The organism is Gimesia maris, from assembly GCF_008298035.1.
Lineage (GTDB): Bacteria > Planctomycetota > Planctomycetia > Planctomycetales > Planctomycetaceae > Gimesia > Gimesia maris.
The window spans coordinates 343,103-356,830 of record NZ_CP042910.1 but is presented as its reverse complement, the minus strand read 5'-3'; the positions used below and the strand labels follow the sequence as shown (position 1 = coordinate 356,830).

Annotated in this window: 8 protein-coding genes; 6 read left to right on the top strand and 2 right to left on the bottom strand. The window is 49.6% G+C overall.

The window, feature by feature from the left end; genetic code table 11:
* Positions 1 to 224 precede the first annotated feature (224 nt).
* Positions 225 to 1,385 carry a hypothetical protein gene (locus GmarT_RS01355; RefSeq protein WP_002646864.1) on the top strand — a complete coding sequence of 387 codons (1,161 nt, stop codon included), beginning with the start codon at positions 225 to 227 and terminating at the stop codon, positions 1,383 to 1,385.
* 10 nt (positions 1,386 to 1,395) lie between these two features.
* On the opposite strand, the gene GmarT_RS01350 is transcribed toward GmarT_RS01355, so the two are convergent.
* A complete protein-coding gene (locus tag GmarT_RS01350; protein ID WP_044238126.1) occupies positions 1,396 to 2,211 on the bottom strand; it encodes a 3'-5' exonuclease in 816 nt (271 codons plus the stop codon).
* Between the two features lie 200 nt (positions 2,212 to 2,411).
* Here GmarT_RS01350 and GmarT_RS01345 point away from each other — a divergent pair, with 200 nt between their 5' ends.
* Together GmarT_RS01345 and GmarT_RS01340 are read left to right on the top strand one after the other, a co-directional pair.
* Positions 2,412 to 3,485 (top strand): AAA family ATPase, encoded by a 1,074-nt coding sequence (locus tag GmarT_RS01345; protein ID WP_002646866.1) that lies wholly within the window; start codon positions 2,412 to 2,414, stop codon positions 3,483 to 3,485.
* A gap of 45 nt (positions 3,486 to 3,530) precedes the next feature.
* Entirely contained in the window at positions 3,531 to 4,676 is a 1,146-nt protein-coding gene (locus tag GmarT_RS01340; protein WP_002646867.1) for a cysteine desulfurase family protein, read from the top strand.
* Between the two features lie 105 nt (positions 4,677 to 4,781).
* Here GmarT_RS01340 and GmarT_RS29335 read toward each other — a convergent pair whose 3' ends face one another.
* Positions 4,782 to 4,928 (bottom strand): hypothetical protein, encoded by a 147-nt coding sequence (locus GmarT_RS29335; protein ID WP_002646868.1) that lies wholly within the window; start codon positions 4,926 to 4,928, stop codon positions 4,782 to 4,784.
* A gap of 1,710 nt (positions 4,929 to 6,638) precedes the next feature.
* On the opposite strand from GmarT_RS29335, the gene GmarT_RS01330 reads away from it, so the two are divergent.
* From GmarT_RS01330 to GmarT_RS01320, 3 genes are all read left to right on the top strand, one after another.
* Complete coding sequence (locus GmarT_RS01330; protein ID WP_002646869.1) at positions 6,639 to 8,447, top strand: flagellin N-terminal helical domain-containing protein; 1,809 nt, start codon at positions 6,639 to 6,641, stop codon at positions 8,445 to 8,447.
* Between the two features lie 304 nt (positions 8,448 to 8,751).
* Positions 8,752 to 12,948 carry a tetratricopeptide repeat protein gene (locus GmarT_RS01325; protein WP_002646870.1) on the top strand — a complete coding sequence of 1,399 codons (4,197 nt, stop codon included), beginning with the start codon at positions 8,752 to 8,754 and terminating at the stop codon, positions 12,946 to 12,948.
* A gap of 69 nt (positions 12,949 to 13,017) precedes the next feature.
* Complete coding sequence (locus GmarT_RS01320; protein WP_002646871.1) at positions 13,018 to 13,707, top strand: hypothetical protein; 690 nt, start codon at positions 13,018 to 13,020, stop codon at positions 13,705 to 13,707.
* Positions 13,708 to 13,728: the final 21 nt, after the last annotated feature.

Genomic DNA, 13,728 nt, shown 5'->3' with positions numbered 1-13,728 from the left:
TTGCAGACCGAAATCGCCGACTTTGATCTAAACCACTGCTCGGTATAAGTTTAATAGAAACTTACGACAGATGATATCTCTCCTGCTTATCTGTCGGTAGATTGCCGTTTTCCCAAAATCTGCTTTCTGCTACATTTCCATCCCCCTCATCCAGACTTCTCATCGGTAAATTCCGTATTTGAGCGAGGTCTGTTTTTTCTCCCCATTTCAGAGTGAGCTTTGTGATGCGTCGTCATCCTTTCCTGATTCTTAATTCAATACTGCTGGCTTTGCTGGCTGCCACTACGCTTCCCGCGGACAATCCTCCTGCCACTCAGATCAAAACAAAAGTCTCTACGGGGAACTCGGACCAGGCTGCTGTCGAGAACAAGCTGAATGATCCGCGACAAATATTGTCACAATGGTCGGCTGCCTCCAGCTTTCTATCGCCCGTCGGCCCCCAGTCTACTGTCGAAAAATTCAAGAAGCAGAATCAGGCTTACTTCAGCGGACATGAACTGACGCTGATTTCCGAATTTCAGCAACCCATTTCAGTCCAGACTTTACTGACCGAATATGAATGGCAGGTGATCCGAAAAACGGACTCCCTGATCATCCTGAGGGGAGCCCCCAGAGATCTTTTAACCCGGCATCTGTGCCGTCCGTTTGAACTGCAGATCGATACACGATCCATGCTGCCGGAATCGTTAACTTTTCTACCCGGTAAGACAAAATCACAATCCGGGTTTGCGGCGGTCGAGTTAACCGCGTTAAAAGAAGTGCGCAAGTCCGCCATCATTGCCGGACAGCCGGAACCGAAATTCGTTTCACAAACCGTCGCAAAAGCGATCTTTCCACAAGAGATGACTCCGCCAAAACCGGGAATGAGAGATCCGATTCGACGCATTTCTTTTTCTCAAACCAGCACTGGATACCGGAACAAAACAGAACTGCAGGAAATTGAAAAGCTGGTAGAACGCTGGGTTTCAGTCTCCCGCAGAATTGATTCTGTCAAACTCGGAAACGGAATTACTCTCTACCCCCGGAACAGGCAGCGCAAATCACTGGAGACTGAGATTTCTCAAAACGACATGAATCTCTCGAACAGAGCCATCTACCTGTCTGCCATGCAAAATCTGTCCTCGTGGTTAATGAACGTTGACCAGAGCACATTCCAGGTAGAATCGTTTACCATCGAATTATCAACGGATGATCCGGGACCGGTGACAGAAAAGTTTATTACACTGAAACTGAAGCCACACCCTGATCAGCCACAATCAGGCTGGCAGTCTGTCGAACTGGAATTCCACACCTCTCAGCCACTGCCTGTTAAAATCAGCGAGACCAGAAACCAGCAGGTCATTCAGTTTCTCCTGTCAGGCATGGACGTTAATTATTCCGAGTAAAGCCTGAAGCTTATTCGGTCGGCGGTTCCCAGTCACCCCAGTGCTCAAGGTAGTGCTGATACGCCTTGTTGGATTTTGCTTCCCGCTCCAGGTACCGATACGCTTCCGTGACGATCTCCTGCTCAGTATCAATACTGAGGAATCCCGCCAGAACCCGGGAGCGAAGAAACACGAAATAGGTATCCAGAACATCACAACGGCAGTAATCGTTGATTTCATTCACTTTGCCGGAATCATACATCGACTGCACCTGCGAACCATCGATACCGGTTTTACCCGGTTTGCCGATCAGATTAGCCAGCAGGTTCAGACCGCCCGTGACCCGGCCGGCACCGAAATTGGAAAACAGATCCATCAGATCGAGATGAGCGCCGGTGTTATAGCGGTTACGGGACTGATCAAAACTGCGGGCATTCACATTGAACCATTCCGGTAATGAAATACCATAACGATATGCGGCCAGTTCCAGAACCGGCAGATCGTATCCACGACCATTAAAGGTGACGAACGTCGGCTGGCCATAGTGTACCCAGCCCTGCCAGAATTTCTTTGTAATAATATGCGGCCGGAAATCGGGAGCATCGAGTACCGTCAGGTCCTGCAGTCGATAATCTTCAGAAAGCTTGGCCACCGCAACCGAGACCGGCAGCATAAACGTAGCCGGTATAAAATCACTGCCGGTCGCTTCCACCTGTTCGGATTGATAACGGGCCAGGGCGTCTGCCGGGGATAATTCCTCCCCTGGATAGCGAACACGGGAAATCAGATCTCCATCGGCGATCGCTTCCACATCAAATACAAGATACGATACTGGGGGCTGAGACACGTTCTGACTCGCATTTTAGAGGTGAAGTGATGATAATATCAGCTTGAAACATGTTAACTGACGAACAGGATAGAGAGCCAGCCCGGACAGGATTTCCGCTCCCGGCAAATGGCCCCTTCCATTCGGTTCTGCTGACCAGTATAAACAATAAGAAGCGTTTCGAGTAGTTTGGTCTTTAGTTGCAAAGGCAGTCAGGGTTTATGGCCGACCATGAAGAACATTTGATGGTTCAGGAAGATGCAGAAGCACAACGTGATCTGGAAGCACAGGCCATCCGTGGTCTATCCAACGCCTACCTGCTGATGCGCGATGAAATTGGCAAAGTCATCATCGGACAGTCGGAAGTCGTGGATGAAATCCTTATCTCTCTGTTCAGCCGAGGCCACTGCCTGCTGGTCGGTGTACCTGGACTGGCCAAAACGCTGCTGGTCAGTACCATTGCCAAAATCCTGCACCTTTCGTTTCGAAGAATTCAGTTTACTCCGGACCTGATGCCCTCCGATATTACAGGTACCGATGTTCTGCAGGACGATCCGGAAACCGGGCATCGATCCTTTCAGTTTATGCAGGGACCACTCTTCACCAACGTCCTGCTGGCAGATGAAATTAACCGGACGCCCCCCAAAACTCAGGCTGCACTCCTGGAAGCCATGCAGGAACGGCACGTCACCGTCGGCTCGAATACCTATCGCCTGCCGGAACCCTTTTTTGTACTGGCAACTCAAAACCCGATTGAGCAGGAAGGCACCTACCCGCTGCCGGAAGCGCAGCTGGACCGCTTTATGTTTAATGTAGTCGTGAATTATCCCACTGCTGCCGAGGAACTGATGATCCTCAAACAGACGACCGGCAATCAGAAACCGGAACTGGAAGCTGCATTAACAGGCCGCCAGATCCTGGCGCTGCAGGAAGTCGTTCGCAAAGTTCCCGTCGCCGAGCATGTATTTGTATATGCCCGGGATCTGGTACGGGCCACGCGTCCGGGAGAAGCGACCGCTCCCAAATTCATTAAAGAATATCTGTCATGGGGTGCCGGGCCGCGGGCAGGACAGTTTCTGATTCTGGGAGCCAAAGCCCGGGCCATCCTGGAAGGGCGTTTCCATGTCTCAACCGAGGATATCAAATCCGTCGCCCATGCCGTGCTCAGGCATCGCATTGTCACCACTTTTCAGGCGGACAGCAAAGGACTTGCTCCCGACGACATTATTGACATGCTGATTGAACATGTCCCGAATCAGCTTAAAAATCAGGCGAAAGAAGCCGCAAAAGGGTAACGGTTTTCCCCACGGGGGTTACCGACTTTGAAATACTGACCTGTCATGGCGATACCAGCTTCACAACGGATCTTTCTGGATAACAATTCCACAACACGCCCCCTGGATGATGTCGTGGACCTGGTCGCAGAACAGTATCGAACCCACTATGCCAATCCCGGCAGCGCCCATGCAGATGGCCGTCAGGCGCGCAGAGTACTTGAAGATGCCCGCGAACAACTGGCATCACTCCTGGGTGCCCATCCCCAGGAAGTAATTTTTACCAGTGGCGGTACGGAATCGATCAACCTGGCCATACAGGGATTTTTGTCTGGTTCTCCCGGAGAGATTGTCCTGCCGGCCGGCGAGCATCCCGCTACCCTTAATACCATTCGACGTCTGGCACCACGGGGAATGAAACAGATTCAGCTGCCTCTGGACGCCGGGGGCAGAATTCAGACAGAAGGACTTCTCGAACAAAACTGGGAACACGTTCAACTGGCCACTGCCATCCTGGCTCATAACGAGACCGGCGTGATCCAGGATATCGCACCTCTCGTGGAAGCCTGTCAGAAACACCATATTCCCCTGCACCTGGATTGCGTACAGGCCATCGGGAAGATTCCGTTTCATTTTCATGACTCAGGCGCCACCGCCGTCAGTCTGGCTGCCCACAAATTTCATGGCCCGCGGGGCGTGGGTGCCCTGATCGTCAAAGAAGGCGCACGCCTGCTGCCGCAAATCGCGGGAGGACATCAGGAGCGAGGCAAACGGGCGGGAACCGAACCGGTGGCTCTGGCGGCTGGCATGGCGCAGGCATTGGCGACTGCTGTTCGAGAACAGGAACAACGATCAAGCCAGACGGCAGCGCTGAGAGATCGTCTCCAGAAGGGATTGCAGGAACTCTGCTCGCCAACGGTTATCAATGGCAATCGACAGCATCGGCTTCCCAATACCCTCAATATCTCGTTTCCCGGCCTGGACGGAGAAGCCCTGCTGATCTCACTCGACCTGGCGGGCATCTCCTGCTCACTGGGCAGCGCCTGTGCCAGCGGTTCACGAGACCCGGCTCCCGTGCTGCTGGCGATGGGCTGCGAGGAACGCGTCTATCGCTCTGCTGTTCGATTAAGCCTCTCATTCCTCAATACAAAAGAGGAAATTGATGCTGCCATTTTGCGAATCAGCAAAGTAGTCAACCAACAGCGGTCCTGACCTGAAACAGACTCGTCTCACTATTTGTCAGGTATTGTTGTTTCGCTCTCTGATCCAGAGACCGCGTTGGTTTCATCATCGACAGTGTTCCAGGCCGGGCAGGCGCTACTCTCCCGGATCATCAAAAATGGTAAACTGTGGCATCGGCAGGTCTGACTGCTCAAGCGCCTCGAGCTGTGTCTCGATCAACTCGATGCGACTGGCGATCAATTCGCGACGGTGCGACCACTTTTGTTCCCAGTCCTGGAACATGGTTGCGATATTCTCTGATGCGACTGTGGAGGCGTGACGGGTTGTTTGAATTTTTACAAGTGATCGTCCTAATCTTGAGTGGGCTTCCTTAACCTGATGACTAGTGTGTTGGGGACACAAAGGCATGCGTTGCTGCTCCCTAAGGTATGCGATTCGTGAATTTGGTCTTCTTAGGATCAATACTTCTTGAAAGTGAATCAGTTCAGCGCAGGTGCAATATGATCTGTAATATTTATTCCATCAACTGTAGAGACTTCATTTGTCTGCTTATTCAACCACCTGCTGTGGCATGTTCGCTTTTGGCAAGATATGAAAGATGGATCGTCATTGCCGATCAGTGATCTTGAGCAATAAGCGTTGACTTTTTGCATGAAAAGAATGAGTGTCCAAGAAGACCAAGTTCATTTGTTACGACCAGCATTCATCAGAACAATTATCATTAACCCGCATAATCAACAACTCTGCAATAGCAGTTACAAAATGCACCTGATGCTTTTCTGCCAATCAAGCGCATTTCAGACGGCAGTTGATTCTTCAATTTCCAGACTGGATCCAGTTTTACTGTCGCGTCTCCAGAATCATCTGGACCAGGTATCATAGATCGAGAGGCGCTATGCTTAATTGTGATGCGTTTTGTAAGTATTCTACAGCATGCCCTGATTCCTATTGAATTACCCCCGTTCATTCACACCTCTTGGAATTGCCCTGCATCACCAATGTGAATCACACGCTGACTCCAGGATACTCTTTGATGAATCACCGGGGCAGAGACTCTGTTTTAAACTGCCTGCAAAGTAACTAATGGATCATTTCGTTGACCTGGTAAATGTGCATTGCGCAGTTCTCGAATGAATATCTCCCCTCTTGAATCAATCGTTTCCAGTTTTTCCGGAAAGCCAGACCAAAGGTAACCGGCTTCGGTAATTCAATTCTGTGAATAGAAAACATGATTTTAGAAGATCGAAGCAAAAGAATCACTGCCTTCGTCAATCAGTTTCAATCAACAGACTGTGTTTCAGTGCGATAATTGAATCCGTAAACATTCTGTCTGCCAGCGCCTCTTCCGGGATTATCCATGCACGATATCAAACTGTCGGAAGCAGATACAGCAAACTGAGCAGACGCTAAGTGCAGTGATAACAGGAGTGATTTCCCTCAAGACAGAGTTTGACGGTTAGGCAAAGACTATCCATCCAGCAACACAGGCGAGGTCCAGTTAGGCAAACGGCAACGATCCTGCAGCCCGATTTAACATAAATATTCGTTTGCATGAAACGATCACCACTTTCCTCTCTCACGCTAATAGAGTCACAGCCGAACTTTTGATGAAGGAACGGATAATAGTTACAACTCGTCCTTTCCCGTGTGCGATACCGGAGAGATCGGTTTATTTTCAAAAAAACACCAAAGACACTCAGATTGCCTAAAGTAACATTCCGATAGAATATGAACGTGAATGCGCAGCTTCCCTCTGCACATTTACCATGTCGTCTGAATCTGGAATGGTTTTGTTATGGAAAGATAAGCCACATCAGTTCGAGGAATCCTGTCAGAATGTATGGCTTTGTTTCACATTTATCGGATTTGACAGGATCAGAAACTAATGTCTTCGGGTGGTTTCAGCATCACTCGAAACCTAAATCATATAAGTAGCTAAAACCCATTAATCCCTTGGGAAGCACAATTTACAAGTGAGAAAGGCTGTTTGCCATGACACGAATTAATACTAACGTTGCCTCGCTGAGAGGTCTGCGTAGTTTAAACAAATCTACAAATCTTCTGGATACCTCGCTGACACGACTGTCAACCGGTTTGAAAATCAACTCGGGTAAAGACAATCCATCAGGTCTGATCGCCAGTGAAACTCTGCGATCTCAGGTATCTGCTATTGAACAATCAATCAAAAACAGTAACCGTGCCAGCAACGTAATCGCAACTGCTGACTCGGCTCTGGGCGAAGTGACAAACCTGTTGAACCAGGTTCGTGGTCTGGTCCAGGAAGGTTTGAACGAAGGTGCTTTGTCTCAAGACGAAATTGCAGCGAATCAGCTGCAGATCGACACCGCATTATCAGCGATCAACCGAATTTCTGCCAATACATCATTCGCTGGTGACAAACTGATTGACGGAAGTAAAGCGTTCCGTACACAGTCTTCAGCAGCGGACTCTGCGAAACTCTCCGACTTCCAGGTCAACGAAGCCGTATTTGGTAGCAGCAGTTCGATCACACTCGACGCAACTATCGTCACTGCGGCTACTCAGGCCAGCCTGGATTACAGTGCTGTCGACGGTGGTCTGGCAGAGGCAACCACCATCGAAGTAGGTGGTTCCAGTGGTTCACAGGTGCTCTTCCTGGGTGCTTCCAGCACGCTGGACAACGTCAAGGATGCTGTGAATGGCGTGACCGACATTACCGGTGTGACAGCGAGCAAAACCAATAAGGTTGCCAGCAATCTGACGGTTGACAGTACTGCTGCCAACTCCGATTTGACTTTTACCGACGCTCGTTCATCAGACAGTGTCTTAGGCGACACAGGCCAAAACATTCGAATTTCGTTTGTTGACCCCTCTGCCAACAGTGCGGCTGCCAATATTACTTTCAGTAATACGAACTCCGATATTACGATTGTGGTCAGTCTGGCAACGCTTGCGAACGGTGATATTTCATCGACTGCGACATCAGTCAAAGCGTTACTTGACGGTAATGCAGACACCAACTCTCTGGTCTCATCAGCCGTGGAAGGTGATGGTTCCGGGGTTGTCGATGCCGCCGCAGCTGCTGCTTTAAGTGGTGGTACAGACGCCTACCTGACCTTCAGCGCCAACAACTACGGTGCTGATGAATTCGTGGACGTCAACGTGCTGTCAGGTACATTCGACACGGTCGATAATATTACCGACGGGAATTCTCTGAAACGAGACATTGGTTCGGACATCGTTGCTCGAATCAACGGTCAGGTTGCCCAGGGTTCCGGTCTGTCAGCGAACCTGCGGTCACAACAGTTGGATGCATCGTTCTCCTTCACAGCTGCCGCTAACACTGTTGACAACACTGCCAGTATCACCATTACCGGCGGTGGTTCACTGTTCCAGATTGGACAGGACGTGTCAGCCGCTGGTCAGGTAGGTATCGGAATTGAAGCGGTCAATACGGCCCGTCTGGGTGGTGTCTCCGGTAAACTGTTCGAACTCGGTTCCGGTGGTGGAAAGAGTCTGCTGGATGTTGGTCCTTCGGTTCCCGGTTCTGACCTGGTGAATATCATCGAAGAAGCGGTAAACCGTGTTTCCACTCTTCGCGGTCGTCTGGGTGCGATTCAGAAGAACGTGATCGAAACCAACGTTTCTTCTCTGGGGGTTGCCTTGGAAAACATTTCTGAAGCACGCAGCCAGATCGTGGATACCGACTTCGCTGTCGAAACCGCGAATCTGACGAAAGCCCAGATTCTGAACCAGGCTGGTATTTCGGTTCTTTCGATTGCCAACCAGAACCCACAACAGGTATTGAGTCTCTTGAGATAATCCTCGAAGGCCTCATTCATTGAATGAGAAATACTGAAACTATTGAAACACTATCCATCACAAGATGGGTAGTGTTTTTTTATTTAGGCTTTTATTTCCCCCCATTTTAACAGCCAGTCTGGGGTGAATTCCCCCCTTTACGACTGATTTGCTGCGTACCAAAGAAACTGCTTATCTAGACCCCCACCGCAGCCGATACAAACAGAATAACCGAAAAAGTCTGCCGGATATTCCGCATCAGACAGTTTTGCTCAGTACTCAATTGAATTTTTTTCAATCACGAACGTGATTCAAAGAAGATCTCATGCCTTCACCTCAGGAACTATTGGCAACAGCGGTTCAACAGCATCAGGCGGGTAATCTCCCTCTGGCAGAAGAGCTGTATCGCGAAGTTCTCCAACACGATCCCGGACAGGTCGATGCCCTGCATTTACTGGGCGTGGTCTATCTGCATTTGAAGCAGTATCACAAAGCGATCGATTTCATTACACGGGCGATCTGCCGGAACGACGGGATCGCTTCGTTCTTTTCCAACCGCGGTGCCGCGTGTAAAGGACTGGGAAAGTATCAGGATGCCATTCAGAATTACGAACGGGCGATTGAACTGGAACCCCGGAACGCAGCTTTTATTTATAACCTCGCGATTACTCTGGCAAATTCTGGCGAAAAACAAAGAGCGATAGACGCTTATCGAAAAGCGCTGGAGCTTAAACCGGGATATCCCGATGCTCTGATCAACCTGGGGAACCTGCTGCTGGAAACAGATGAAGTTGAAGAAGCCATCGAAATCTGTAAGCAGGTCGTCCGGCTGGCACCAGATCTGCATACCGCGCAGTTTAATCTGGCGAATGCACTGGCGAAAGCAGAGGACACGGAATCAGCCGATGCAGCTTACCAGCGTGCATTACAACTGGCTCCCGATCATCTCGATACCATGAAAAATTATGCCGTTTTTCTTTCGGCAAAAGAGAAATACGAGACTGCCATTTCCATCCTCCGAAAAGCAGCCATTCTGGAGCCTGGCAACTGGGAAATCCTCAATAACCTCGGCATCGTGTATACCAGACAGGAAGATTTCGACACTGCCATCAAATGTTTTCACGACGCTCTGAACCATTCTCCGGACAATTGCGAGATCCGTTTCCACCTGGGAAAAGCCCTGGAAGAGTCAAAGCAGACTACAGATGCCATGCTCACTTACCGGGCAGTTCTCAAAAAACAACCCAACCATCCCGGTGCCGCCTTTCACTTGGGATCCATGCTGGCGGCACTTGGGGATTTTGAGCAGGCCTACGATATCTTCCAGCGTCTGTATCAAAGTGACTCTACGAATACCGCCTCACTGTTTGGAATGGGCTGCGTGCGCCACCAGCAGAGGAAAATCGGTTCAGCCGTTGGTTATTTTGAGACTCTCGTTTCACTGGAACCCGACCACTTACAGTCCCGATTGAAACTGATTGAACTTTATTCAACACAATTGCGCGTCAAGGAAGCAACCCACCATATAGATCAGGGTTTGGAAGCACATCCGGAGTGCGCGGCTCTCTGGAACTACAAAGGTCATATTCAAAACCAGAAGAAACAATTCAAGAAAGCACTGAAGAGTTTCCTGCGTGCCCGCAAATTAGACGATGGCTATCTTCCTGTGTACTGCAACCTGGCTACTGTTTACCAGTCCATGGGAATGTTTCAGGAAGCAAAACAGGCGCTCGAAAAAGCGTATGAGCTGATTCCGCAGCCGGAATATCGACTCGCCCTGGCTAGTTTATTCCCGCCCATTCCGACTTCCATGGATGAAATCCAGGAGGTCCGGAATACTTTCGTGCAAAAAATCGAAGAGATGCACGATGATGGAGTGCAGATCGATACTTCGATCAAACTGACTCCGGGAACTTTCTACCTGGCCTATCAGGGATTTAATGACCGCCCCATTATCGAACGGATGACGGAGCTGTTTCAGCTTAGAAATACCCTCAGCTGGAATCCGCAGGAACCGACAGTCGCCCGCGATGGAAAAATTCGTATCGGGTTTATTTCCAGCCTGTTCTACAACCATACTATTGGCTCCCTGATGAAAGGCATCATTCAGAATTTCGACCGGGATAAATATCACGTGATCACAATTTCTCCCACGAAACATACCGATGACATTGCCAGGGAAATTCGCCACCATTCTGATGAATACGTCTTTCTGGGGATCGAATTACAACAGGCCAGCCAGGTGCTGCAGAGCCTGGAACTGGACGTTCTGTTTTATGCAGACATCGGTATGGATCCGTTTATCTTTTCGCTGGCAACGACCAGGCATGCTCCCATCCAGTGCGTAACCTGGGGACATCCCATTACGACTGGTCTGAAAACCATAGACTATTTCATCTCCAGTAAACTGATCGAGCCGGAAGACGCTCAGGAACACTACACAGAACAACTGGTACAACTGGACTCTCTGCCGTCGTATTACTACCGCCCTGCCCTGCCGGATAAAATCAAAAACCGGGCTGTGTTCGGACTGTCCGACGACGAACATGTTTACGCCTGCCCACAGACTCTGTTTAAGATTCATCCCGAATTTGATCAGATCCTGGCAGGGATTCTCCAACAGGATCCAAAGGCACGAATCGTGATGATTCGTGATCAGACCTCAAAGTGGAAAGACCTGCTGGTCACGCGGTTTAAAAAATCATTCCCGGACCTGGTAGACCGAATTCTCTTCCTGCGAAGCCTGTCGACTCCTGACTTTTTGAATCTGATTTATATTTCAGATGTACTGCTCGACCCCCTGCACTTTGGAGGGGGAAATACATCTTATCAGTCGATGGCAATCGGAACCCCGGTTGTCACACTACCGGCAAAATACATGCGCGGCAGGGGTATGCTCGCGATCTACAATAAAATGGGACTGCAGGACTGCGTCGTTTCTTCGATTGAAGAATATATCAATCTGGCCTGCCGCATCGGTTCTGATGAAGCATTCCGCGATCAGCTTCGCCTCAAAATTCTCTCTAAAAGCCATCTGGTTTTTGAAGACGTCAACACCATTCGGGAATTGGAAACATTCTTTGAATCAGCATTGAAACACAGTGAATCTCAGCAGCCTGTCAATCAATCATCTTTCAGTCTGAATAGCTCGAACATCAGCAAGGAACCTAGCATGGATGCTTCATTAAATCAGCCGGGAAACGCTGACCACATCAAAATCCTGAATTCTGCCATGCAGAATTACACCTGTCCCGCCTGTGGTTATCATATCGCAGTCCAGTTTTACGATGGAGGCTTATTGCCATTAACCACACTGGCCTGGCCTCAAAGCTGTGAAGAAGCTCAGGCAATGGAACGACTGCCGCACGACTTTATGCGATGTGTGGACTGTGGACATATTTCAAATGCTGCATTCGATTATGCCAAGGTCCCTTATTCTGACAAACCCAACCTGATGTTCAACAAAGGTGCGATCTGGTCCGAACACCTGCAGAATGTCTGTGATCTGATTGCCATCAGACTGCCGGAAAATCCGATTGTTGTGGAGATTGGCTGCGGCGAGGGACATTTACTGCGTTCCCTGGCCAAAAAAATACCGTGGGGAAAATTCATCGGCTTTGATCCCAATGCCGAGATCGAAACCGAAGATGGGTTGATCGAAGCCCGCGCGATGCTGTTCGAACCTGGTCGGCATCTGGCTGAGTTGAAGCCGGATCTGATTATCAGCCGGCATGTTTTCGAACACCTGATGAACCCTCTGGGGTTTGCTCAGGAGGTCGCATTTGCTGCCAATGTGGCTGAATGTGCAACCAGTCTGTTTATCGAAGTCCCCTGTATCGATGGTGTACTCGCAGCCGGTCGTACCGTGGATTTCTTCTACGAACATAACTCTCATTTCACCACACAATCACTCGAACGCTTACTGAAACGCTGTGCCACAAGCGTGGACCTGATTGAAACCAGCTATAATGACGAAGTCATATACGGTATCGCCAGCTTCCAGCCCCAGAGTCATCAGGTCGAACTGGCGCGGCAGGCGATCGCCTTCCAGGAAAAAGCGCTGCAGTCAGCAACGCAACTTGCTGTGCAGTTTGACGAACTGACGGAGTCCGGTAAACGAACTGCTATCTGGGGCGGCACGGGGAAAGCGGCTGCCTTCATCAATCAGCACAAGCTGGACAAACAACGGTTCCCGATCGTGATCGATTCCGACATGAATAAAGTCGGCACATTCGTTCCGGGTACCGGCCAGGAGATTTTCTTCCGTGACAAACTCGTGGAAAATCCCGTTGATATTATTCTGATTGCTACACAATGGCGGGCTGCAGATATCGTGCTGGAAATTCAACGTAATCAGATCCACTTTGAAACGATCTTAATTGAATACCAGGGAAAGCTCATTGATTATTTCCAGGACCAGCATCCCTACCGCAGTTCAAAGGCGGAAACAACGGTACCTCGACCGCAATTCCTCACTCAGAAAACGCGTCAGCGTGAATCAAAAGAACTGGATCTCAATTAGTAATTCAAAAGTCCGGCAGGCGTTCTAATCTGCCAGCTTTTCTGAGTCTCATCTCCTACAGGAACAATTATGATCATTTTCAATTTCGGAATTCCCAAATCAGGTACTGACTGGTCGCAGGCTGTATTCCAGAAAATCTGGCAGCATCAGAGCTTCGAGTTTCGTTCGGAAAAAGCGAATTCCGTACAAGAACTGAATCAGCTCGTCGGAACCATGGACCTGAATGAGCGGTTGATTCTGCAGTTCGATTTACTGACGGAGGAAGCCATTGCCGCTGCCCAGGATGATGCCGTACGCCCCTTTTATCACTATCGAGATCCGCGGGATGTCGTTTGTGCAGAAATGGAGCTTCAGGCCATGTCGTTTGCAGATGCCGTCGATCAGACTGTCGCGGCATACCAGGAAATCCATCATGCACTCTGCCTGCCCGGCATCATGGTAATTCCTTATGAACATCTATTGAAAAATGCGGAAGGACTGATCTTTCAGATGGCGACCAAACTGGGTGTCCTGCTGAAACTGGATGAAGTCGAGGCGATCGCACAGGAAATGAATATTCTACTGACAGCGCCTGCAGCGGTCTCCGGTACTGCCGGCACTACACAAGCAGTCCGCATCGATGGGGAACACACGGCAGATTCTGACCCCATTCAACCATTGATGATTGGAAAATGGCGTGATCGTCTTTCGCAATCAGAACAGGCCATGGTCACCCGGTTTTTTAAACCGCTTGTGACCCAGTTTGGTTACGGCGAATAGTTTTCTCTATCAGCAAAATAA

Excerpts from the sequence above, each read along its gene's own strand:
- GmarT_RS01355 (WP_002646864.1), top strand. The coding sequence starts at position 225 with ATGCGTCGTCATCCTTTCCTGATTCTTAATTCAATACTGCTGGCTTTG.
- GmarT_RS01345 (WP_002646866.1), top strand. The coding sequence starts at position 2,412 with ATGGCCGACCATGAAGAACATTTGATGGTTCAGGAAGATGCAGAAGCA.
- GmarT_RS01340 (WP_002646867.1), top strand. The coding sequence starts at position 3,531 with ATGGCGATACCAGCTTCACAACGGATCTTTCTGGATAACAATTCCACA.
- GmarT_RS29335 (WP_002646868.1), bottom strand. The coding sequence starts at position 4,928 with ATGTTCCAGGACTGGGAACAAAAGTGGTCGCACCGTCGCGAATTGATC.
- GmarT_RS01330 (WP_002646869.1), top strand. The coding sequence starts at position 6,639 with ATGACACGAATTAATACTAACGTTGCCTCGCTGAGAGGTCTGCGTAGT.
- GmarT_RS01325 (WP_002646870.1), top strand. The coding sequence starts at position 8,752 with ATGCCTTCACCTCAGGAACTATTGGCAACAGCGGTTCAACAGCATCAG.
- GmarT_RS01320 (WP_002646871.1), top strand. The coding sequence starts at position 13,018 with ATGATCATTTTCAATTTCGGAATTCCCAAATCAGGTACTGACTGGTCG.